The organism is Streptomyces sp. B1866 (assembly GCF_031932565.1).
Classification (GTDB): domain Bacteria; phylum Actinomycetota; class Actinomycetes; order Streptomycetales; family Streptomycetaceae; genus Streptomyces.
Window position 1 is genome coordinate 1 of record NZ_JAVSCF010000086.1, and the last position, 22816, is coordinate 22816.

At 72.4% G+C, this 22816-nt stretch carries 17 protein-coding genes and 4 pseudogenes; 3 read left to right on the forward strand and 18 right to left on the reverse strand.

Annotated elements, in window-relative coordinates:
* Positions 1 to 330: 330 nt before the first annotated feature.
* The 4 pseudogenes from RKE29_RS13990 to RKE29_RS14005 all read right to left on the reverse strand — a co-directional run.
* Positions 331 to 453 (reverse strand): annotated as a pseudogene (locus tag RKE29_RS13990) (IS5/IS1182 family transposase); the annotation flags it as partial.
* A 107-nt stretch (positions 454 to 560) separates the two neighbouring features.
* Positions 561 to 1142, reverse strand: a pseudogene (locus tag RKE29_RS13995) (group II intron reverse transcriptase/maturase); the annotation flags it as partial.
* A 161-nt stretch (positions 1143 to 1303) separates the two neighbouring features.
* Positions 1304 to 2299 (reverse strand): annotated as a pseudogene (locus tag RKE29_RS14000) (reverse transcriptase/maturase family protein); the annotation flags it as partial.
* Positions 2300 to 2332: 33 nt separating this feature from the next.
* Positions 2333 to 3018: pseudogene (locus RKE29_RS14005) on the reverse strand (IS5 family transposase); the annotation flags it as partial.
* 94 nt (positions 3019 to 3112) lie between these two features.
* On the opposite strand from RKE29_RS14005, the gene cas1 reads away from it, so the two are divergent.
* Complete coding sequence (cas1, locus tag RKE29_RS14010) at positions 3113 to 3967, forward strand: CRISPR-associated endonuclease Cas1 (protein WP_312005542.1); 855 nt, start codon at positions 3113 to 3115, stop codon at positions 3965 to 3967.
* Between the two features lie 568 nt (positions 3968 to 4535).
* On the opposite strand, the gene RKE29_RS14015 is transcribed toward cas1, so the two are convergent.
* The 4 genes from RKE29_RS14015 to RKE29_RS14030 all read right to left on the reverse strand — a co-directional run bounded on the left by RKE29_RS14015 (position 4536) and on the right by RKE29_RS14030 (position 8638).
* On the reverse strand, positions 4536 to 5711 hold the full coding sequence (locus RKE29_RS14015; RefSeq protein ID WP_312005543.1) for a hypothetical protein: 1176 nt from the start codon (positions 5709 to 5711) through the stop codon (positions 4536 to 4538).
* Positions 5712 to 6029: 318 nt separating this feature from the next.
* On the reverse strand, positions 6030 to 6950 hold the full coding sequence (locus RKE29_RS14020; protein ID WP_312005555.1) for an ABC transporter substrate-binding protein: 921 nt from the start codon (positions 6948 to 6950) through the stop codon (positions 6030 to 6032).
* A gap of 96 nt (positions 6951 to 7046) precedes the next feature.
* Positions 7047 to 7790: an ABC transporter permease gene (locus tag RKE29_RS14025; protein WP_312005544.1), complete on the reverse strand. Its 744-nt coding sequence runs from the start codon at positions 7788 to 7790 to the stop codon at positions 7047 to 7049.
* Complete coding sequence (locus RKE29_RS14030; protein ID WP_312005545.1) at positions 7790 to 8638, reverse strand: ABC transporter permease; 849 nt, start codon at positions 8636 to 8638, stop codon at positions 7790 to 7792. Before RKE29_RS14030 ends, RKE29_RS14025 begins: the two co-directional genes overlap by 1 nt.
* Before the next feature lie 236 nt (positions 8639 to 8874).
* On the opposite strand from RKE29_RS14030, the gene RKE29_RS14035 reads away from it, so the two are divergent.
* Entirely contained in the window at positions 8875 to 10050 is a 1176-nt protein-coding gene (locus RKE29_RS14035; protein ID WP_312005546.1) for a betaine/proline/choline family ABC transporter ATP-binding protein, read from the forward strand.
* Between the two features lie 373 nt (positions 10051 to 10423).
* Here RKE29_RS14035 and RKE29_RS14040 read toward each other — a convergent pair whose 3' ends face one another.
* The 6 genes from RKE29_RS14040 to RKE29_RS14065 all read right to left on the reverse strand — a co-directional run bounded on the left by RKE29_RS14040 (position 10424) and on the right by RKE29_RS14065 (position 16059).
* A complete protein-coding gene (locus RKE29_RS14040; protein ID WP_312005547.1) occupies positions 10424 to 10915 on the reverse strand; it encodes a DUF3180 domain-containing protein in 492 nt (163 codons plus the stop codon).
* Between the two features lie 186 nt (positions 10916 to 11101).
* Positions 11102 to 11695, reverse strand: coding sequence for a 2-amino-4-hydroxy-6-hydroxymethyldihydropteridine diphosphokinase (folK, locus tag RKE29_RS14045; RefSeq protein WP_312005548.1), 594 nt, complete (start codon positions 11693 to 11695; stop codon positions 11102 to 11104).
* Positions 11692 to 12051 (reverse strand): dihydroneopterin aldolase, encoded by a 360-nt coding sequence (gene folB, locus RKE29_RS14050; RefSeq protein ID WP_312005556.1) that lies wholly within the window; start codon positions 12049 to 12051, stop codon positions 11692 to 11694. Before folB ends, folK begins: the two co-directional genes overlap by 4 nt.
* A 381-nt stretch (positions 12052 to 12432) precedes the next feature.
* Complete coding sequence (locus RKE29_RS14055; protein ID WP_312005549.1) at positions 12433 to 12924, reverse strand: nuclear transport factor 2 family protein; 492 nt, start codon at positions 12922 to 12924, stop codon at positions 12433 to 12435.
* Positions 12921 to 13946, reverse strand: a complete 1026-nt coding sequence (gene folP / locus RKE29_RS14060; protein ID WP_312005550.1) for a dihydropteroate synthase — start codon at positions 13944 to 13946, stop codon at positions 12921 to 12923. The genes RKE29_RS14055 and folP overlap by 4 nt, the downstream gene beginning before the upstream one ends.
* Positions 13947 to 14199: 253 nt before the next feature.
* On the reverse strand, positions 14200 to 16059 hold the full coding sequence (locus RKE29_RS14065) for a phosphatidylglycerol lysyltransferase domain-containing protein (protein ID WP_312005551.1): 1860 nt from the start codon (positions 16057 to 16059) through the stop codon (positions 14200 to 14202).
* Between the two features lie 145 nt (positions 16060 to 16204).
* Here RKE29_RS14065 and RKE29_RS14070 point away from each other — a divergent pair, with 145 nt between their 5' ends.
* A complete protein-coding gene (locus RKE29_RS14070) occupies positions 16205 to 17338 on the forward strand; it encodes an alpha/beta hydrolase-fold protein (RefSeq protein ID WP_312005553.1) in 1134 nt (377 codons plus the stop codon).
* Positions 17339 to 17839: 501 nt separating this feature from the next.
* On the opposite strand, the gene folE is transcribed toward RKE29_RS14070, so the two are convergent.
* The 4 genes from folE to tilS all read right to left on the reverse strand — a co-directional run bounded on the left by folE (position 17840) and on the right by tilS (position 22760).
* On the reverse strand, positions 17840 to 18457 hold the full coding sequence (gene folE, locus RKE29_RS14075; protein ID WP_312005554.1) for a GTP cyclohydrolase I FolE: 618 nt from the start codon (positions 18455 to 18457) through the stop codon (positions 17840 to 17842).
* 248 nt (positions 18458 to 18705) lie between these two features.
* A complete protein-coding gene (gene ftsH, locus RKE29_RS14080; protein ID WP_312005558.1) occupies positions 18706 to 20730 on the reverse strand; it encodes an ATP-dependent zinc metalloprotease FtsH in 2025 nt (674 codons plus the stop codon).
* 348 nt (positions 20731 to 21078) lie between these two features.
* On the reverse strand, positions 21079 to 21630 hold the full coding sequence (gene hpt / locus RKE29_RS14085; protein WP_312005559.1) for a hypoxanthine phosphoribosyltransferase: 552 nt from the start codon (positions 21628 to 21630) through the stop codon (positions 21079 to 21081).
* 59 nt (positions 21631 to 21689) lie between these two features.
* Complete coding sequence (tilS, locus tag RKE29_RS14090; RefSeq protein ID WP_312005560.1) at positions 21690 to 22760, reverse strand: tRNA lysidine(34) synthetase TilS; 1071 nt, start codon at positions 22758 to 22760, stop codon at positions 21690 to 21692.
* Positions 22761 to 22816: the final 56 nt, after the last annotated feature.

A 22816-nucleotide genomic window follows, 5' to 3' on the forward strand; every position in this document is an offset into this window, starting at 1 on the left:
GCAGGGCCGGAATGGTCCACGGCCGCGAGGGATCCACCCCTGCCGCCGCCGCCCACCCGGGCGCCGCGGCGAGCGCGGTCGCGGCCAGCAGACCCTTGAGCACCGGCCGACGGCTCAGCGCGACCCGCGGCAGAGACATACAATCACCCACCGTTCACTAGGACCGAAATTCCAGAGAGAAACCCCGAGGGGAACTTCTATCATGGGCGAAGAGTGAAGCGCCAGAGCCTTACAGAAGGTGATTATTGTCCGCAGCACGCGGAACACTCCCGCCCGCACAAGAACGGACAACGCTTCTATAAATCCGGCGACAAGCCAGCCTAAGAGTTCCTAACACAATGAGTGGATCTGTCGCTGGGTGATGAGGCAGCAGGCGAGTTTGAGGAAGGCTTCGTGGATGTCGGCGCGGCGTTCCCAGCGGGTGCGCAGGCGTCGGAAGCCGTGGAGCCGGGCGGTTGGGTCGGCCGCGCGGTGAGGTGCCTGCCGTGGCAGGTCCTGTTCCGCGCGGCCTCCCGCCGAACCGGACATGACGGTTTCCCGGTCATCCGGCTCTCCAGTGACTACTGCGTGAAGGGTCTGGCTGGCCGTTCTGAGTGGATGCGGTCGTGGCAGGTATCGCAAGCCACGACCGTTTTGCGGCGCCAGTTGAGCATGACGCGTGCCCAGTCGGAAGGCTGCCATCCGGCATGTGCGAGGTCGGCGAGAGCGCGGACGTGGTGCACTTGCACGTTGCCTTTGCTCCCGCAGATCTCGCAGGTGTCCGCCAGGAGCCTCGCAATGAGTTCCTTTTGCGGATAGTCCACCCGGACCGGCTCGCGGTCGGCCAGTTCCGCCGCCCGCTGCCGTTGGAGTGGAATCCCACCGAACCGGGCCACCAGTGGCTTCCTGTTCTTCCGCTCGATACGGGCCTCGAAACACACTCGGGGACCGTTGGGGCTGTCGATTCTGGCTTTGTGCTTGGCGGCCATCTTCGACACCGATGAGCGGTGCTTGGCCGCGAGCGTCTTGAGCATGGAAGTTTCCATGACCCATCGCAACCTATGCAGCCGGAAGACATCTCCGGCAAGGAGGTAGTACTGGACAACGCCCCGGAAGACGGTCCCGAACGTGGCAACGATCGCATGGTCGCTGCTGTTGACTAAAGGCTGTCCCGTAATCCCTGGTGGATCAGCGAGCGGCGTCAGATGCGGTCAATCGCAAGGCGGCGGAGCGTCCGAATAGTGGTTCTATTCGGACGTTTCGCCAACGCCGCGAATGACCGTAGCTGGCGTCGGGAGCCCGCCAGGGATTGCGGGACAGCCTTTAGGTAAGGGGCGCACTTGGCTTTGATCACGTCCCGGGGGACACGAAGCGCTATCTGACCATTGACCCGACGGTAACGGCCGGTCTTCTTCGTATCGTTGTGCTGGACCGTGATCTCGTAACCGAGGAACCTCGCTGCCCCGGTGCGGGCATGAGTGATCAGCGTCTTTTCCTGGGAAAGCTTCAGCTTGAGTTCATCACGCAGGAACTGAGCCAGGCGCTGTTTGATCTGCTCGGCCTCGGCTTTCGGTCCGGTGAAGCCAAGGAGGTGATCGTCCGCGTAGCGTATATAGCGCAGCCTGCGGTATCCCGGATCGTTCGGATCCGCGCTCGGCAGGCTGACCATCCGCTGACGTAACGCGCGAGTCTGGACTCGGTCACCACGCCGGCGGGCTTTCGCCAGCAGATTTTGCAACTCCAGATAGGCCGGGTTTCGGGCCCGGCGCTCTCCTCGGGTGTACTCCGGAATCAGAACTGTCTCGACGAACTCGTCCAGCTTGTGCAGGTAGATGTTGGACAGGACCGGGGAGGCCACTCCGCCTTGCGGCGCTCCGGAGAGCGTGGCGCCCCACCTCCAGTCCTCCAGGTATCCGGCTGTCAGCATGTTGCGCACCAGCCGCAGAAACCGCTGGTCATGGATCTTCTTGCCGAGGATCGACAGCAGGACCTGGTGGTCCAGGCTGCCGAAGCAGTCGGCGATGTCCCCTTCGATGAACCAGGATGTCCCGGTCCAGGTGTGGTCCACCTCCCGCAGAGCGGTGTGGCAACCCCGACGGGGACGGAACCCATGAGAGCGGTCGGAGAACGTCGGCTCGTAATACGCCTCCAATAACAGGCGAACCACTTCACCGACGAGCTTGTCCGACCAGGTCGGCAGCCCCAGCGGACGCATCTTCCCGTTCTTCTTCGGGATATGGACGCGCCTCACCGGACGGAAGCGGTAACGCTCGTGGCGCATCGCCTCGATGATCCGGTCGATCTTCCGCTGCGACAAACCGGGGATACAAACAGAGCGCCTCGTGGCGCACAAGGTGCGCTCGACCACCCAGCGGTAGGCGCCCAGTCCGCTGCCGTGGGGTGTGCCCCGGCGGGCGATGACCGGCAGGATCCGGCGGGCGCGGACCTGGTCCCGGTAGGTGTGGTGGTCGTAGCCGCGGTCGGCGAAGACCGATTGCGGTCTGCGGCGGGGCCGGCCGCGTCGGCCCCGGACCGGCGGGATGGCGTCCAGCAGGGGCAGGAGCTGGGTGACGTCGTTACGGTTTCCGCCGGTGAGGATCACCGCGAGCGGGGTGCCGTGTCCGTCGGTGATCAGGTGATGCTTGGACCCGGTCCGGCCCCGGTCGACCGGCGACGGGCCCGTCTGCTGCCCCCTTTTAGCGCCCTGACGTGGCTGGAGTCGACCACGCAGCGCGACCAGTCCAGCCGGGAGGCGGCGTTCAGCTCCGCCAGCAGCACGTGGTGCAGCCGGTCCCACACCCCGGCCTGGTTCCAGTCCCGCAGCCGCCGCCAGCACGTCATCCCCGACCCGAATCCCAGTTCCTGGGGCAGGTACTCCCACTGGATGCCCTGGTAGAGCACGTACAGGATCCCGCACAGCACCTGCCGGTCCGGCACGGGCCTCCGGCCGGGGTAGCGGAACCGCCGCTCCCTGCGCGGCAGCAGCGGCTCGACCCGCTCCCACAACTCATCCGACACGACCCACGGCCCACCACTCACACCGCAGCCAACGCCCAACACCCCACCAGGACACGGCCACCAGCCCGAAACCACCTCATTGTGTTAGGAGCTCTTACCGAGGATCGAACGGACAGTGCGCCGCATCATCGTCACTGCCCTGGACGGATACGTCACCCTGGACGCGCTCCGGTGGTGCGCTGAAGTCGGGATAGCCGTCATCGTCCTGGACACTGCCGGGGGCGAGCTGATGACCAACGGGGCCGGACACAACGACGCCAGGCTGCGGCGCGCCCAGGCGGCGGCACCGGTCGCCGTGGCCCGCGCCATCGTCGCTGAGAAGCTGAGGGGACAGTACGAGCGATGCGGCCACTACGGCGTCAAGGACGCTCTCCTGCGCGTCCAGGACGCGGTGAGCGTGGAAGAGATTCGCGGGATCGAGGCTCAAGCGGCTCGGTACTACTGGGCTCACTACCGACGCACTTCTGTTGACTTCCGTGGGGATGTGCCCGACCACTGGCGCACCATGGGACCGCGTAACTCCGCTCTGACCGGAACCAATTCGGGTGGCTACGGCTTCGAAGCGCCACGCCGTGCCGTTACTCCGATCAATGCGGCCCTGAATCTCGCCTATACGATCGGATACAGCGAAGCTCGGCTCGTTTGTCTCGCTTTCGGTCTCGATCCGGCACTGGGTGTTCTCCATCTCGACAAGCCGCACAAGGATGGAATGGTTCTGGACTTGATTGAAGCGGCTCGGCCCACAATTGATGAGACGGTCTTTGATCTGATCGGGTCCCGCATCTTCACAAAACGCGACTTCGCGGAGACCATGGACGGACAATGCATCGTCGCTCCGCCTCTGTCACACGAATTCATCGAACGAGCCTCGGAGGTTTCACGCGGAGCATTGCGAGACATGGGGACAGAAGTGATGCGTGTCCTTGAGCGGGAATCCGGAATGCGGTTCGGGAATCGGAAGGTGAAATGATGTGGCTCTGCGGCCGAGTCCAGGCGGAAGCACATGTAATCCTGGCCGTCGTGGTCGGCTACTGATACGTGATCGTAGATGGGTGCGGCCGACTCAATCTGACTGGCTCCCATTGCCGGTGTGGAATGCACAACCCCGACGACCGGGAGCCACAGAAAGGATGTTCGGAAAAACGGCGGAATTGACGTGGGTGGTAGCCTGAGTGAAGCTCAGGTAGCAGCGAAAAGCGAGCGTAGTCAACATAAAGGCTACCCTCCGTGACGATCGCGGAGGGTAGCCTTTATTACGCCCGGTCATGGTGGCGCTGCGCGTGCGGGTCGTTACAGGTGCGGCAGGTTCGCGGGGCCTATCACCTATCCCCCCGCGCAGGCGGGGGTGGTCCGTCTGGCCGGGTGCCTACCCCGTCCGCCGACGAGTGGTCCCCGCGCAGGCGGGGGTGGTCCGCCTACTCGGCGTCCGCGCCAGGCGGGAAACCCGTGGTCCCCGCGCAGGCGGGGTAATCCAACGGGTCCCGGACAGGCTGGCCGTACCGGCCGCGTCGGGCCTGCGCGGCCGGGCGGCTCCGCTACTAGGACATCGCGCTGCGCAGCTGTGCCACGTCGATGTGCTCGGTCTCGTCGTGGGCCGTCAGGTCGATGACCGCGCCCGCTCGGGACGTCGGGCCCGTGGGTGCGGCCGGGACCGGCTGCTGCCGTTCGGGCTGCGGGCGGTCGCCCGGGGCCTGGCTGGCCGCCTCGGCCTCGTGGGCTCCCGGCCCGGCGGGGGTCGGGGACGGCTCCGACGTGGCGGCGGGCGGTTGGGCGGGGTCAGGGGTGGGCGTCGCGGGGGTCGGGCGCTGCGGCTGCTTGCGGGTGCCGAAGTAGTCGAAGCCGCCTTCCGCGCGGGCCGCGGCCTTGCGTGCGACCGCGTACGGCACCACGGAGGACGGGGCCGTACGGGCGTGCTCGGACGGCTGGGTCTCCTCGGCGGCGGCGCCGGTCGGCGCGGACGCGGGCGGGCGCGGGGTGTCCGTCGCGTTCGGACGTACGTCCCGGGGGGCGGGCACAGTCGCGGCCGTTCCGCGTGCGGGAGTGGGTTCCTGGGCGGTCTCCGGGGCCGTGGACGCCGTCTCCGCGGGGTCCCGGCCCGCGGGCCGCTCCGCCGGAGCGGATTCATGCACGGGGGCTGGCTCCGGGCTCCGGCGCGTGCGCTCGCGCTCCGCCCGCGCGTGCTCGGCCAGGCGGGCGAGTGCCGCAGCCGCCTGGGCGTACGCGGCGGGTGCGGGCGGGGCGGGGGTGGGGCGGGTGGTGTCCACCGGGGTCTGCCGGGGTGCGCTGGGCGCGGCCTCCAGCTCCAGGCGGCGGCGCCCCTCGATCTCCAGGCGGCGGCGGCTTTCCAGCGCGGCCGCCCGCTCGGTCTCGGCGGTGGCGTAGCGGCGCAGCAGTATGGCGTACTCGCCGCGCAGCCGGGCCAGCTCGGTGTGCTTGCCGCGCAGCTTGGTGGCGAGCGCGCCGCGCGAGTCCTTGGCCGTCTCCGCCGCGGCCTCCAGCTCGGCGAGCCGCTCCTCGAACCGCAGTTCGAGGCGCGCGCTCTCCCCGCGGAGTTCCACGACGCGCTTGCCCGCCGCGCGGTCCCAGCGGCGCATCACGACGGCGCCGGCGACCGCGGCGGCTGCCGCGCCCGCGGCGAGGCCGCGCAGCATCGTCGTGTCGCCGACCAGCCAGGCACCTGCGGCGCAGGTCAGCGAGGCCGCCGCGACCGACACGGGCGGAAGGAGCCTGTGCAGGGGTGGAGAGTGACGGTGGCGTCCACGTGGCATGGCCTGAAACTTACCGTGCGCATGCGGCGATTGGGGACACGGCTTGCCAAAATTCATCGGAAAACTCAGCGGTCGGCGCTCACCGGGGGCGCCGAGCGCCGGGAGCGGGATTCCCGCCGGGTGCGCGGCCGGGTGCGCGGAGAAGTCCGTACGGGTGTACTGACCCCCCGTACCGGCTCCGTGTCCGGCTCCGTACGGGGGGCCCGTAGCGGCTTCCGTTCCGACTCCGTACCGGCCCCGTCCCGCTCCGTACGGGTCGGTCGTCTAGTTGTCGATCAAGCCCTTGCCCTTCAGGTAGTCCCCCGCCACGTCCGACGCCTTGCGCCGCTCCGCGTCGACCTTCTTGTTCAGCTCGGTGAGGTCCGCCGTCGTCAGCACCCGGTTGAGCTTGTTCAGGGCGTCCGCGATCTTCTGCTCGCCCGCGGACTTCGCATGCACCACCGGCAGCACGTTGTCCGCGTTCTGGAGGTTTTTGTCGTCCTCCAGGATGACCAGGCCGAACTGGTCCACGGTGGCGTCCGTGGTGGTGGTCAGGACCAGCTGGTCCCTGCCGTCCTTGACGGCCTGCTTGGCCTGGACGCTGCCGACCTCCAGCGGGTCGATACCGGTGATGTCGATGCCGTAGGTCTTCTCCAGGCCGGGCTGGCAGAAGGGTCGCTGCGGGCATTCGTCACCGGCCGCCAGTCTGACCTTCTGGCCGGACTTTCCGAGGTCGGAGAGCGTTTTCAGGTGGTGCCGGGCGGCGAAGTCCTCGCTCACCGCGAACGCGTTCTGGTCCACGGCCTGCCCGGGCTCCAGCACCTTCAGTCCGCGCGGCTCGGCGAGTTTGCGCAGGGCGGCGACGGTGGCCGTGGCGTCGGAGGAGGCGACGGGCGTGGCGTCGGGGCCGTTCTTCTTGCGGTTGAGGAATTCGGCGAGCGTCGCCGCGTACTCCGGTACGACGTCGACCTGGCCCTTTTCCAGGGCGGGCTCGTACAGCTCGCGCGCGTCGACCGTCTTGACCGTCGCCTTGTAGCCCGCGTCCGCGAGCAGGGCTCTGTACAACTCGGCGAGGACCTTGGACTCGGTGAACGACGCGGACCCGATGACGAGGTCGCCCTCGCCGCCCGACTTCTCCAGGCTGTCGCCGCCGCACGCGGTCAGGACGCCCGCCAGCGCCACGGCCGTCGCGCCGCCCGCCGCCATCCGGAACACCTTGTTCACGCCGATCCCCCATCTGTCATCTGTGTCGTCGACAATCTTTCTCCGGCCGTTCGGGCGGCTGTCCGGCCCAGGCGCCGGTCAGCCGCCGGTCACCGCCGGGGCGGGCGGCGCCTGGTCGGCGGGCGGGCGGCGGCGGGCCGCCGCCGCGCGACGGCCGGCCCGGCGCCGCATCGGGTCGCCCGCCCGCTCCACGATCATGAACACCGCCTCCACCAGCAGCGCGAGCCCCGCGACCAGCACCGCGCCCGCCACCACCTGCGGAGTGTCGGTGAGCCGGAACCCGGCCGTGATGATGCGGCCCAGGCCGCCGCCGCCCGCGGGCGCCGCGATGGTGGTGGTCGCCACGACCTGCACGGCCGCCAGCCGCACGCCCGTCATGATCAGCGGGAACGCGAGCGGCAGCTCGACCCGGCCGACCAGCTGCCAGCCGGTCATGCCCATGCCCCGGGCCGCCTCGACCACCTCCCGGTCCACCTCGCGCATGCCGACGTACGCGTTGGTCATCAGCGGCGGGACGGCGAACAGCACCAGCGCGATGATCGTCGGCAGGTCGCCGTACGTGCGCAGCGGGCCGATCAGCAGCAGGACGAGCACCGCGAAGGTGGGCACCGCGCGGCCCACGTTGGAGATGTTGACCGCGATCGCGCCGCCCTTGCCGAGGTGGCCGAGCAGCACCGCGACCGGCAGCGCGACGGCGGACGCGATCCCCAGGCTGACGAACGTCAGGAACAGGTGCTCGCCGAGGCGGTGCCACACGCCGTCCGGGCCGTGCCAGTGCGACCCGGTGGTCAGCCACGTCCACGTATCGCCGACGACGCCCATCAGGCCCCCCGCTCCTTCGGGCCCGGGGCCGATCCGGCGGACGCCCCGGCGGATGTCGGTGATCCGGCGGCGCGGGCGGCGGGCCCGGTCTCCGGCCCCGGTCCGTGTTCCGCCTCCGGTCCGTATCCCGCCTGCGGCCCCGGTCCGGCGGCCGGGGCCGCCGCCCGCCGCGGGGCCCGCCGCCGCTTGCGCGCCCACGGCGTGAGCAGCCACTGCACGCCCAGCAGCAGCCCGTCCGCCACCAGCGCCAGCGCCACGCACAGCACGGACGCGGTGAGCACCTGGGCCTTGAAGAAGCTGTGCAGGCCCTCGTAGATGAGGTTGCCGAGGCCGCCGTAGTCGATGATCCCGCCGACGGTGGTGAGCGAGACCGTGGAGACGGTGGCGATCCGCAGGCCCGCCATCACGGCGGGCAGCGCCAGCGGCAGCTCGACCGCGAACAGCAGCCGCACCGGCCCGTACCCCATGCCGCGCGCCGCCTCCCGCGCCTCCTCGGGCACCGCGGCCAGCCCGGCGAGGATGTTGCGCACCAGGATGGTCAGCGAATACAGCACCAGGCCGGTGACCACGACCGCGGCCGACAGCCCGTAGACCGGCACCAGCAGGGAGAACATCGCCAGCGACGGGATCGTGTAGAGGACCGTGGTCAGTCCGAGGAGCGGACCGGCCACGACACGCCAGCGCCGGGCGACCAGCGCCAGCGGGAACGCCACGAGCAGCCCGATGCCGACCGACGCCAGCGTGATCCACACGTGCTGGACCGTGGCGTCCGTCAGCTCCTGGCCGCGCGTGCGCACGTACTCGCCGCAGATCCACTCGTTGGTGACCAGGCAGTTCTGGTCCGCCACACGCTCACCTCCCCGTCCGTGCGGTGCGGGCCGTCCGTGCGGTGCGGGGCCACGGCCCGACGGCTCCGGCTCCGGCTCCGGCTCCGGCTCCGGCTCCGGCTCCGGCTCCGGCTCCGGCTCCGGCTCCGGCTCCGGCTCCGGCTCCGAACGACCCTATCCCCGGGCACTGACAATCTCGTCGGCTTGCCACACAACAGCAACAATGTCTCCCACGAACGCCGCCACAATGGGGAGCCATGATCCGATTCGAACACGTCACCAAGCGGTACGACGACGGCACGACCGCCGTGGACGACCTGTCCTTCGAGGTGGCGGAGGGCGAGCTGGTCACGCTGGTCGGTCCCTCGGGGTGCGGCAAGACCACGACGATGAAGATGGTCAACCGGCTCATCGAGCCCACCTCGGGCCGGATCCTCCTGGACGGCGAGGACATCGCCGCCACCGACCCGGTCGAGCTGCGCCGCCGCATCGGCTACGTCATCCAGCAGGTGGGCCTCTTCCCGCACAAGACCGTGCTGGAGAACACCGCGACCGTCCCCCACCTGCTGGGCTGGCCGCGCGGGAAGGCCCGCGAGCGCGCCGCCGAGCTGCTCGACCTGGTCGGCCTCGACCCGGCCGTGTACGGCGACCGCTACCCCGACCAGCTCTCCGGCGGCCAGCGGCAGCGGGTGGGCGTGGCCCGCGCGCTCGCCGCCGACCCGCCCGTACTGCTGATGGACGAGCCGTTCGGCGCGGTCGACCCGGTGGTGCGCGAGCGGCTTCAGACGGAGTTCCTGCGGCTCCAGTCCCAGGTGCGCAAGACGGTGCTGCTCGTCACGCACGACATCGAGGAGGCGGTGCGGCTCGGCGACCGCATCGCGGTCTACGGCGCCGGGCGGATCGAGCAGTTCGACTCGCCCGCGGCGGTGCTCGGCGCGCCCGCCACGCCGTACGTGGCCGACTTCGTCGGCGCCGACCGCGGTCTGAAGCGGCTGTCGGTCACCCCCGTCGAACCCGGCGACCTCGACCAGCCGCCCGTCGTCCGCCTGGACGACCCGCTGCGGGCGGCCGCCGACCGGCTGGCCTCGGAGGGCGCGCGCTGGGCGGTGGTGCTGGACGACGACGGCAGGCTGCACGGCTGGATCGGCGCCGCGGACGGGGCCGCTGTGGCCGAGGGGGCCGACGGCGCCGGGACGGTACGGGCGCACGCCCGCCGCATGGCGGCCTGGGTGCCGGTCGGCGCCCCGCTGAAGCAGGCGTTCAGCACGATGCTCCAGCACGACGCGGGCTGGGTGGCGGTCCTGGACGGGGACCGGTTCCTCGGCGTTCTCACCCCGGCCCGGCTGCACGAGGCGCTGCGCCGCTCGATCGACGCGGACGCCCGCGACATCGCCCGGCAGGACGTCACGCTCCAGTCCATCCCGGGGGCGTAGCCGCGCTGCCGGGCGGCGTCCCGCGTCGCCCCGCTCTTGCGCGTGCTGTCACGTGGCCGGGCTTCCCCGCGCGTGCCGCCGCGTCGCTGTGCTTCTCCGCGCGCTGCCGCGTGGCCGTGCTCCCGCGCCGCTGCCGCGTGGCCGTGCTCCCGCGCCGCTGTCGCGCTCCCGCGCGAGGTGACGATTTCCGCGGGTCCGNTCGCGCTCCCGCGCGAGGTGACGATTTCCGCGGGTCCGCCCGCGCGGGGTGCCGGTCCGTGCGGCCCGTCCCGCGCGGGGTGCGCTGCCCGCCCGCGCGGGCTGTGCGGTGGGCGTCCCTCCACGCCCGCGTCCCCCGCGCCCGCGTCCCCCGCGCCCGTACGACGCGGCCTCCTCAGGCCCGCGCCGCCCGGCCCCCCGGCTGCTGGTCCTTGTCCTCCGGCAGCCTGCACACGCGCTCCAAAAAGAGGGCCGCCGCGATCACCGCCGCGCCCGCCGCCACCGAGGTGCCCGCGTAGATCGCCTGGTCCCGGCGCGCGGGCACGTCCAGCTCCTCCATCAGCAGGAAGGCGCCCACGCCGCCGTACATGCCCGAGACCAGCGCCGCCACCAGCGCGCTCGCCTGGCCGAAGACCAGCGCCCGTGCGGCCACCAGCGGGTCCACGCCCTTGGCCCCCGGCCGCCGCTCCCGCTGGGCGCGCAGCCGGGCGCGCAGCGACAGGGCGGTGGCCAGCAGCACGGCGGCGATCAGGGCCAGCACGATCGGCGCGGCCACCGGGACGCTCGGCAGCGTGCCCACCGAGGACCACAGCCGGGCCCCGCCCCACGACACCACGCCCGCCGCCGCGAACAGCCCGAGCAGCACGCCGATCCGAAGTTGCCTCACTGAAGCGTCTCGCCCCTCACGTCGTCTCGTCACGTGCCGCGTCCCGGGCGGCCCGTACGTGTCCCCAGCCGTCCCGGGCCGCGTACGCGCGGGAGCGCCCCGGCGTCCGGTCGACCGCGCCGGGCCCGGCCGCGTCCCTCCCCGAACCTACCCGGCCGCCCGCGCGGCGCCTAAACGGCTGAACGCCTATTCGGGCAGTCGCAGTTCCAGGTCGGCGCGCACCCGTACGCCCTCCCGGCCCAGCTCCGCCAGCAGGTCGGCCACGGTGCCGCGGCCGGGCACCTCGGCGTCCGGGTCCACGTCGTGCCAGGGCGCGAGCACGAAGGCCCGCTCGTGGGCGCGCGGGTGCGGCAGGGTCAGCTGCGGGTCGTCGGAGACCACGCCCTGGTACGCCACGATGTCCACGTCCAGCGTGCGCGGGCCCCAGTGCTCGTCGCGCACCCGGTGGAACGCCTCCTCGATCGCGTGCCCGCGCTCCAGCAGCGACGCGGGCGGCAGGGTCGTACGCACCAGCACCACCGCGTTGAAGTACGACGGCTGGCTGCCGGGCGGCACGCCCCAGGGCTCCGTCTCGTACACCGGGGACACGGCCTTGACCCGTACGCCCGGGGTGTCCTCCAGCGCGTCCACCGCGCCCTGGAGGGTGTCCAGCCGGTTGCCCAGGTTGCCGCCGAGGGAGATCACGGCCCGCTTGGGGTTGCTCAACGTCACGTCGGCCGCGTCCACGCGCTCCACCACGGAGGCGGGGACGGGCTGCACGGTGGGATCGCTGCTGGTCATGCTCGGCTCCGGGTGATGGTGATGGTCACGTCCTCGAAGGGCACGGTGACGGGGGCCTCGGGCTTGTGGACCACGACCTCCACCTCCCGCACCGGCGCGTGCCGCAGGCACCGTTCGGCGATCCGCTCGGCGAGCGTCTCGATCAGGGCGACCGGCTCGCCGCGCACCAGCTCGACGACCTCCTCGGCGACCACGCCGTAGTGGACCGTCCGGGTCAGGTCGTCGGTGGCCGCGGCGGGCCGGGTGTCGAGGCCGAGGACCACGTCCACGACGAAGGTCTGGCCCTCCTCGCGCTCATGCGGGAACACCCCGTGGTGCCCCCGGGCCCGCAGGCCGCGCAGCGCGACTCGATCCACACCCATCACTCCCGCTGGTGGCCGTCGGCGCTGGACCGGTGCCGGACGCACCGGCGGCGCCGGGCCCGCCGTCGTTGTCTCCTGGTCTCTCCCGGCGTGCGGGTCCGCTCGCGCGCCGCCGGCCGGGCGCGCGGGTCGCCGCGCGCCGGGCCGCGCGGCGGTCACGTAGCGTGCCGACGCCGGTCCGCGCCCCCACTGCCTACCCGGTCGACACCCGAATCGAACAAGCGGACGGCTACACACTTTACCGGCATCTGCCGTCAAACCTCCGGACGCGAACGGACACCACGGGCACCACAGGCACGCCGGGCACCGGCCGACCCGGCGGTTGCCGCTTCCGCCGCGCCCGCGCGTGAACGACGGCCCGCGCGGGGCGCGCGGTCACGCCGGCGGCAGGCTCTCCGCGCCGCCCGCGCCGCCCCCGCCGTCGCCGTCCTCGTCGTCGTCCTGGTCGGCCAGCACCGGCGACCCGTGGTGCGCCCACACCTTCCAGCCCTCCTGGGTGCGGCGGAACAGGTTGGTGGCCACCACCAGCTGCCCCACCAGCGGCCCGAGCCGGCCGTCCTCCTCCGCGGGCCCGCCGCTGAGGATGTTCTCGGTGCAGGTCACCAGGGCGGTGTCGGCGACCACCGACACCTCGACGTCGGTGAGGAAGAACTGGATGTAGTCGGTGTTCGCCATGATCAGCGCGTACGAGCGCAGGACCTCGCCGCGCCCGCGCAGCACCGGCCAGCCCGGGTGCACGCAGGACACGTCGGTGCCCGGCTCGTCGAGCCACAGGCGCTCCATGGCGTCGTGGTCGCCACGCTCCATGGCCTCGTACAGCGCGGTGTTCGCCAACTGCACCTGCTCGCTGTCCGTAAGGGAAGTCACACCGCTCCCGCCGCGTCCTGGGCGCCGCCCGCGCCCGCTGCCTGTGCCCGCCGCCCGGACCCCGGGCCCCGGGAAGTGTCCGGGTCCGGGCCGCCCGCCGTCGAGACCCCCGTATCCGGGTCCCGGGAAGTGTCCGGGTCCGGGGACGTCCACGCCTCCGGTCCTGCCGCGCCCTCGATGGCCCGCGCCACCCGGACCGCGTCCGCGCTGGCCCGGACCTCGTGCACCCGCACCGCCCACGCGCCCTCGCGCGCCGCGATCGCGGTGACGGCGGCCGTCGCCGCGTCCCGCTCCCGCGCGGGCGGCGGGCTGCCGCCCTCACCGGCCAGCACCCGGCCCAGGAACCGCTTCCGGGAGGCGGCCACCAGCAGCGGGCGACCCAGCTCGGCCAGGGCGCCGAGGCGGGCCACGAGGGCCAGGTCGTGGCGGGCGTTCTTGGCGAAGCCGAGGCCGGGGTCGACCACGATCCGCTCCGGGTCCACGCCCCCGGCCACCGCCCGGTCCACGCTCGCCCGCAGCTCCGCGACGACCTCGGCGACGACGTCCCCGTACACCGCGCGGTTGTTCATGTCGATCGACTGGCCGCGCCAGTGCATCACCACGAACGGCACCCGGGCCGCCGCCACCACCGGCACCATCGCCGGGTCCGCCCGGCCGCCGCTCACGTCGTTGACCATCACCGCCCCGGCGTCCAGCGCCGGCTCGGCGACCGACGCGCGCATCGTGTCGACGCTGACCAGCACCCCGGCCGCCGCCAGCGCCCGGACCACGGGGACGACCCGGCGCCGCTCCTCGGCCTCGTCCACGCGGGCCGCGCCCGGGCGGGTGGACTCGCCGCCCACGTCCACCAGGTCGGCGCCGGCCTCGACCAGGTCCAGGCCGTGCTTGACGGCCAGCTCGGTGTCGAACCACTGGCCGCCGTCCGAGAACGAGTCGGGCGTGACGTTCACCACACCCATGACCGCGCACCGGTCCCACACCGGCAGCCCGGCCACCCGGCCTCGTCCGCGCAACCTACTCATAGGCCTAAGCCTAGGCGTACGGACGGGTCCGTCCGGAGCCTCCCGGCTGCTTCTCCCCGGCTTTCCGGGATTTCCTCTGGCATGTCCCACTGGCATGCCCCCGCTGCCGGGCCGGGAACCCCGGAGCCGGACCCTCCGAGCCGTACGGACCCTTCCGTACGGGCGTACGGGGCCTACGGGCGTACGGGCGCGCGGCGCGGATCGTACGGCGCACGGAACCCACCACACGCCGCCCCGGCCCGCCGCGCGCCCCTCACGCCGCCTGCGAGACCTCCCGCGCCGGCGCCTCCGCCGCCTCCGGCCGCCGCGCGTCCGCCCGGACGCCCCCGCGGCGCGACACGCGCGGGAGGCGCGGCAGCCGCGGCCGGGGCAGCGACACGAAGCCCTCGGCGTGCATCGCGGCGAAGCCGATGCGCGGCAGCTCGGAGGTGTTGCGGTAGACCACGAACCGCGGCTCCCACCGGGGCTGGAACTTCGCGTTGAACTTGTACAGCGACTCGATCTGGAACCACCGCGACAGGAAGATCAGCAGCCCCCGCCAGCCGCGCAGCACCGGGCCCGCGCCCAGCCGCTCGCCGCGCGCCAGCGCCGAGCGGAACATGGCGAAGTTCAGCGAGACCCGCTTGACGCCCAGGTCCGGCGCGGCGCGCAGCGCGGCCACGATCAGCAGCTCGTTCATGCCCGGGTCGGCGCTCCGGTCGCGGCGCATCAGCTCCAGCGACATGCCGTCGACGCCCCACGGCACGAAGTGCAGCACGGCCCGCAGGTCCCCGTACGGGCCCGGGTCGTGGCCCTCGGGCGCCGCCTTGTGGGCGGTGGCGATGACCGCGTCGCCGTCGGCCGGGTCGCCGATGCGGCCCAGCGCCATGGAGAAGCCGCGCTCGGTGTCCGTGCCGCGCCAGTCGGCGGCCGCCCGCCGTATGGCCGCCAGCTCCTCCGCGTCCAGCTCGGCGGCCCGGCACACCCGGGTGGTGTACCCGGCGCGCTCGATGCGGCCGACCATCTGCCGTACGTTGCGCATGGCGCGGCCGGCGAGGGTGAAGTCCGCCACGTCCACGATGGCCTCGTCACCCAGCTCCAGCGCGTCCAGGCCGGTCTCCCGGGTCCACACCTCGCCGCCGGTCTCGCCGCAGCCCATGACGGCCGGGGTCCAGGAGTGGGCGCGGGCCAGCTCCATGAAGCGCTCGATGGCGCCGGGCCAGGCCTCCACGTCGCCGATCGGGTCGCCGCTGGCGAGCATCACGCCGCACACGACGCGGTAGCACACGGCGGCCTTGCCGCTGGGGGAGAACACCACGCTCTTGTCGCGGCGCAGCGCGAAGTGGCCCAGCGAGTCGCGGCCGCCGTGCACGGCCAGCAGGGCGCGCAGCCGGTCCTCCTCCTCGGGCGTGAGCCGGGCGGTGGGGTGCTCGGGGCGGAAGGCGAGGTACGCGGTGACGGAGGCGGTCAGCAGTCCCAAGGCCCCGAGCGAGTAGCCGACCAGGTCGTCGGAGTCGCCGCGGTAGCTGACCGGGCCGGTGAAGCCGAACAGGCCGCACACCACGTGTTCGAGCTGGTCCAGGACCGACGGGTCGCCGACCACCGAGCCCGGGTGGGCGTCCACGATGACCAGGCCGAGCACCACGCTCGCCCCGCCCAGCAGCAGGAACGCCGCCAGCGCCCGCCACCGGCTGCGCGGGTCGGGCAGCGCGACGAACTCGCGCCGGTGCGCCACCAGCAGCGCCAGCAGGCTCAGCGAGATGAGCATGCCGAGCGGCGAGTGCCGGTACAGCAGCTGGGCGGCGGCGCTGAACGGCAGCACCGCCACCGCCAGCATCCAGGCGCGCCGCTTGTGGCGCTTCAGGCCGTGGGCGAGCATCAGCAGCAGCAGGCCGACGACGATGGACGCGGCGGCGGCCAGCGGGCTGACCGCGCCGGGCAGCACCTCGGCGAGGGCGTGCAGGCGGCTGTTGCGCAGCCGGGGGAAGATGCCGGAGGAGAGGTCGAGCAGGCCGATGACCGCGCAGGCCGTGCCGACGACGGCGGGCACCCGCTCGGGCCGGGGGCCGCGCAGCAGGCGCCGTATCCGGCCCGGAACCTCTCCGGACTTTTTACCATCTTCCCTGACGAACATGTGTTTTCCCATCGCCTCTGTTACGAGGATCGCGCCATGCACGCGGTTTTTCGGACAACTCGCGACCTGCAAGACGGCGTTTCAGAGGTTGGGGTTCCATATTCGGCGGCACGGGGGAAACCGACCGCCCGGCAGAAAGAGTGGCATGGGTCTCACGAGCGACAAGGTCGTGGTGCTCGCAGCCGTCTCGGCGGCGGCGCTGTTCGCGGCGACCATCTGGCTGTGGCCGCGGCTGGCGGGGCGCGGCGTGGGGCCTGTGGCGGGCAGGGTGGGCACGATGCTGGTGACGCAGGTGGCGGCGTTCGCGGCACTCGCCCTGTCCGCCAACCAGCACTTCGGCTTCTACGGGTCCTGGTCGGACCTGTTCGGCACCGAGCACACGCCGGGCGTGGTGGTGGACCACGACTCCGCGGCCGGTACGCGCGTACGGGTCACCGACACCCGGAACCTGTCGGTCCACGGCAGCTCCAAGCCCGCCGAGGTCGGCCGGATCGAGAAGGTGAACATCCAGGGCCCGGTCTCGCGGATCGCCGCCCCGGCGTACGTGTACCTGCCGCCGGAGTACTTCCAGCCCGCCTACGCGCGCCGCTCCTTCCCCGCCACCCTGGTGCTGACCGGCTTCCCGAGCACCACCGAGTCGCTGATCAACGGCCTGCACTACCCGACGACCGCGCACCGCCTGGTCAAGGAGGGCCGGATGCCGCCGACGGTGCTGGTGATGATGCGGCCCACGGTCGCCCCGCCGCGCGACACCGAGTGCGTGGACGTGCCGCGCGGACCGCAGGTCGAGACGTTCTTCACCAAGGACCTGCCGCGCTCGGTCTCCGGCCACTACCGGGTCGGCGTCTCCGCGCGCGACTGGGGCGTGATCGGCAACTCCACCGGGGGCTACTGCGCGCTGAAGATGGCCATGCGCCACCCCGAGGCGTACTCGGCCGCGGCCGGCCTGTCACCCTCGTACGAGGCGCCGCACGACGCGACCACCGGCGACCTGTTCGGCGGCAGCGCGGCGCTCAAGCGCGAGAACGACCTGATGTGGCGGCTGGACCACCGGCCGGTGCCCGCGGTCTCGCTGCTGGTCGCCAGCAGCCGTAAGGGCGAGAAGAACTACAAGGACACCCAGCGGTTCATCACGCGCGTGCAGGAGCTGAACCGGGCCGGGGAGCCAATCCGGGTCTCCTCGATCATCCTGAAGACGGGCGGGCACAACTTCAACACCTGGCGCCGGGAGATCCCCGCGGCCCTGGCGTGGCTGTGCAACCGCATCAGCGGCGGGTGAGCCGGGCGACGCCCCGCGGCGGCGGGTCGCCGCACCCGGCCGCGGGGCTCCCCGGCGCCGGAGAGCGCCGCCCGTACGCCGGGGAGCGGTCCAGCGCCCGGCGTACGGGCCGCGGGATCCGGACGGGCGGCACGGTCCGGACGGTCCGCCGCCGCACCGGGCCGCCGGGGCCGGTGACCGGGCTTGACGCCGGAGGCCGAGCCCGTGCCGGAGGCCGGGTCCGAAACCCGGGCCGGTGGCCGACCACGGCGCCCGGGGCGCGGTCCGTCGAAGCCTGGCCCCGGGGCGCCCGGGGGCGGGTGGATCCGGGGGCCGGGCCCGATACCGGGTGCGGGGCTGCGCGTACGGTCCCCCGAAGCGCGGTTCGCCGCACCGGGCCGCGGGGCGCCCGGGCGGCGGTGGGCCGGGGGGCCGACGGGCCCCGAGGCTGTCGGGTCGGGGCCCGGTGGGCCCTGCCGGGGCCACCCCCGCGATGTCCCGCCCGCGCGAGCGGAACCGGCCTCAGCGGCTCCCGTGGCCGATGATCAGGCTCATCGCCTCGGACCGCGTCGCCGGGTCGCGCAGCTGGCCCCGCACCGCCGAGGTGATCGTCTTGGCGCCCGGCTTGCGCACCCCGCGCATGGTCATGCACATGTGCTCGCACTCGATCACGACGATCACGCCGCGCGGCTCCAGGATCCGCATCAGCGAGTCGGCGATCTGCGTCGTCAGCCGCTCCTGCACCTGCGGGCGGCGCGCGAAGACGTCCACCAGCCGGGCCAGCTTCGACAGGCCGGTGATCTTGCCGTCGTGGGAGGGGATGTAGCCCACGTGGGCGAAGCCGACGAACGGCACCAGGTGGTGCTCGCACGAGCTGAGCACCTCGATGTCCTTCACCAGCACCATCTCGTCGTGGCCGAGGTCGAACGTGGTGGTCAGCACGTCTTCCGGCTCCTGCCACAGCCCCGCGAATATCTCCTTGTACGCGCGGGCCACGCGGCTCGGCGTCTCGCGCAGCCCCTCCCGGTCCGGGTCCTCTCCGACGGCGATGAGGAGTTCCCGGACGGCGTTCTCCGCCCGCTTCTCGTCGAACACTCCGATGGAGCCCTCGCCGTCCAGCCGCACCCGGTCGATCGTCATCGAGCCGCCTCGTTCCTTACGCTACGTCGCAGTCGGCATCCGCGGGCATTGCCGAGAAATGGGGGGAATGCCGCGCCACCAGCCTAAAACCCGGCTGTCGCCGCATTCATTCCGGGACCGGATACCGGCCACGGCCACAGCGGCACGGCGACGGACACGGCGACGGCGCCCGGCCCGGCCGTGGAGGCCGGACAGGGCGCCGTCGGAGCCTCGGCGGAGCGAGGCGGGGCTTTGCGGCGAGGCGGGGCTCAGCCCTCGGAGCCGGCCTCCTCCGGCCGCTCCGGGCTGTCCTCGGGGCTGCCGCCCTTGGCCAGCGCGGTGGCCCCGGAGGGCTGCACCCCGTTGGCCACCAGCTCCTTCGGGGACTGCACCGGGGGCCGGGTGGAGGGCGTACGCCGCGAGGAGCCGGTCCACGCCGGGCGCGGCGGGCGCTTGACGATCGGGGCGAAGATCTCGGCGATCTCCTCCTTGTTCAGCGTCTCCTTCTCCAGCAGCGCGAGGACGAGGTTGTCCAGCACGTCGCGGTTCTCGACCAGGATCTCCCAGGCCTCGTTGTGCGCGGCCTCGATGAGCTTCTTGACCTCCTCGTCCACCAGGGCCGCGACCTCCTCGGAGTAGTCGCGCTGGTGAGCGATCTCACGGCCCAGGAACGGCTCGGAGTTGTCCGAACCGAACTTGATCGCGCCCAGCCGCTCGGTCATGCCGTACTGGGTGACCATGGCGCGGGCCGTGGCGGTGGCCTTCTCGATGTCGTTGGACGCGCCCGTGGTCGGGTCGTGGAAGACCAGTTCCTCGGCCGCCCGGCCGCCCATCATGTAGGCGAGCTGGTCGAGCATCTCGTTGCGCGTGGTGGAGTACTTGTCCTCGTCGGGCAGCACCATGGTGTAGCCCAGGGCGCGGCCGCGGGAGAGGATCGTGACCTTGTGCACCGGGTCGCTGTTCGGAGAGGCCGCCGCGACCAGGGCGTGTCCGCCCTCGTGGTACGCGGTGATCTTCTTCTCCTTCTCGCTCATGATCCGGTTGCGCTTCTGCGGACCGGCCACGACGCGGTCGATCGCCTCGTCCAGGAACTTGTTGTCGATCAGCTTCTTGTCGCTGCGGGCGGTGAGCAGCGCCGCCTCGTTGAGCACGTTGGACAGGTCCGCGCCGGTGAAGCCCGGGGTGCGGCGGGCGACGGCCGACAGGTCGACGTCGGGCGCGACCGGCTTGCCCTTCTGGTGCACCTTGAGGATCGCCAGGCGGCCCTGCATGTCCGGGCGGTCCACGGCGATCTGCCGGTCGAAGCGGCCCGGGCGCAGCAGCGCCGGGTCGAGGATGTCGGGCCGGTTGGTTGCGGCGATGAGGATCACGCCGCCCTTGACGTCGAAGCCGTCCATCTCGACCAGCAGCTGGTTGAGGGTCTGCTCGCGCTCGTCGTGGCCGCCGCCCATGCCCGCGCCGCGGTGCCGGCCGACGGCGTCGATCTCGTCCACGAAGACGATCGCCGGCGCGTTGGCCTTGGCCTGCTCGAACAGGTCGCGCACGCGCGAGGCGCCGACACCGACGAACATCTCCACGAAGTCCGAGCCGGAGATCGAGTAGAACGGCACGCCCGCCTCGCCCGCGACGGCGCGCGCGAGCAGCGTCTTGCCGGTGCCGGGCGGGCCGTACAGCAGCACGCCCTTGGGGATCTTGGCGCCGACGGCCTGGAACTTGGCCGGCTCCTGGAGGAACTCCTTGATCTCCTGAAGCTCCTCGACCGCCTCGTCGGCGCCCGCCACGTCGGAGAAGGTCGTCTTCGGGGTGTCCTTGGTGATCAGCTTGGCCTTGGACTTGCCGAAGTTCATCACCCGCGAGCCGCCGCCCTGCATCTGGTTCATCAGGAACAGGAAGACGACGACGATCAGCACGAAGGGCAGCAGCGACAGCAGGATGCCGACGAACGGGTTCTGCTTCGAGGTCGAGACGGAGTAGCCGTCGGGGATCTTGTCGTCCCCGAACTTGCGCTGGAGCTTGTCGGCGAGTGCGACGCCCTGGTCGCCGATGTACGTCGCCTGGATCTTGTCGCTGCCCTCGATCTTGCCGGACTTCAGCTTGACCTTGATCTTGTGCTCGTCGCCGGTCGTGAGCTCGGCGGACTTGACCCGATCCTTGTCGATCGCCTGCACGACCTGGCTGGTGTCCACCGACTTGTAGCCGCCGGACGAACCGACGACCTGCATCAACACGACCACGGCGAGGACGGCCAGCACGATCCACATGACCGGCCCACGGAAGTAGCGCTTCACGTCCATCCATACGGGGCGGTGCCGCCCCGTCCCTCCTGCCACAGTGAGGCACCTCAGCCTCGGACGGGCTGCCGGTGCGCGCGGTGTCTTACGCGGTGTCTTACTCAGCCTCGAAAAGACTGACCTTCGGACGGTACCCCAGCATTGTCACCCGACGCCGCCGCGGACGGTCAACAAAACCGCTTTCCCCTGCTCTAACGGCGGGAACCCGCATCCGGTTCCCGCCGCCCCCGCTCCCGCCCGTACGGGCCCCCGCGCCCGGCCGTACGTACCCCCGCTCCTGCCCCGTACGGGCCCCGCGCCCGGCCGCACGAGCCCCCGCCCACGCCGCCGGGCCCGGCCCCGTCCGCGCCGTCAGGCCCGGCCCCCGCCGCCGTACACCTCCGGCGAGAGGGTGCCGACGAAGGGGAGGTTGCGGTATTTCTCCGCGTAGTCCAGCCCGTAGCCCACCACGAACTCGTTCGGGATGTCGAAGCCGACCCACCGCACGTCGATGGCGACCTTGGCCGCCTCCGGCTTGCGCAGCAGCGTGCACACGTTCAGCGAGGCGGGCTCGCGCGAGCCCAGGTTGGACAGCAGCCAGGACAGCGTCAGGCCGGAGTCGATGATGTCCTCGACGATCAGGACGTGCCGGCCCTTGATGTCGGTGTCCAGGTCCTTGAGGATGCGGACCACACCCGAGGACTGGGTGCCCGCACCGTAGGACGACACGGCCATCCAGTCCATGGTCACCGGCGTGGACAGGGCGCGGGCCAGGTCCGCCATCACCATCACGGCGCCTTTGAGGACCCCGACCAGGAGCAGGTCCCGGCCCGCGTACTCCGCGTCGATCTTCGCGGCCAGCTCGGCGAGCTTCGCGTCGATCTCTTCCTTGGTGATGAGGACCGACTTCAGGTCGGTGCCCATGTCCTTCTCGTCCACCCGGCGCAACTCTCGTGTCGTGACTGGCTCGTCAGGCGGGCGGGTCAGCCCTGCCGGAGTACCAGTCTGCCACCCTGCCTGCGCGCCTCGACCCGGCCGGGCAGGTTGATGGCCCGCTGGCCGCGCCAGCCGGTGACCAGCCGGTCCACCTCTTCGATGTGCCGGGCGAACAGCGAGCCGGCCGGCGCGCCCGCGGCGATGGCGGCGCGGCGCAGCACGCGGCGCCGGACGGCGGCGGGCAGCGCGCGCAGGCCGGCAGCGTCGAGCAGCACCCCATGGGGGACCGGGCCGCTGACCGGGCCGTCGGCCCGGCCGGCGCCCGCGTCGCCCGCCTCGGCCAGGGCGCGCAGGTCGGACTCGGCGCGCGCGGCCCAGGCGTCGAGCGCGTCGGCGTCGTCGCGGGAGAGCCGGGCGGTACGGGCCAGGGCCTCCACGACGCCCTTGCCCAGGGCCTTCTCCAGCACGGGCAGGGCCTCGTGGCGGACCCGGGAGCGGGTGTAGGCCGGGTCCACGTTGTGCGGGTCGTCCCACACGGGAAGCTGCTGCACCAGGCAGGCGCGGCGGACGGTCTGCCGGTCCAGGTGCAGGAAGGGGCGGCGGTAGCGGCCGCCGGTGCCGGAGACCTGGGCCATGCCGGACAGCGAGCGGGTGCCGGAACCGCGGGCCAGGCCCAGCAGCACCGTTTCGGCTTGGTCGTCCCGGGTGTGGCCGAGGAGGACGGCGATGGCGCCGTGCCGCTCGGCGGCGGCGTCCAGCGCGGCGTACCGCGCGTCGCGGGCGGCGGCCTCGGGGCCCACCCGGCGGCCGCCGCCGGTGTAGGCCGCGGCGTGGGCCGGGCGGTCGGACTCCGCGCCGACGGACACGGCGACGGCGTCGACGGGGTCGAGGCCGAGCGCGGTCAGCCGCTCGGCGACCTCGGCCGCCCGGATCCCGGAGCCGGGCTGGAGCCCGTGGTCGACGGTCACGGCGCCCGCGCGGATGCCGAGCTTGGGCGCCTCGAAGGCGAGGGCGGAGGCGAGCGCCATCGAGTCGGCGCCGCCGGAGCAGGCCACCAGGACCAGCGGGGCACGGGCACCGGCCGGTACGCCGCCGGGAGGCAGGGCGTCGGCCGGCAGGGCGCCGGCGGGCACGGCGGCGCGCGCGGGCACCGCGGCGGCGCGCGCGGCGTTCG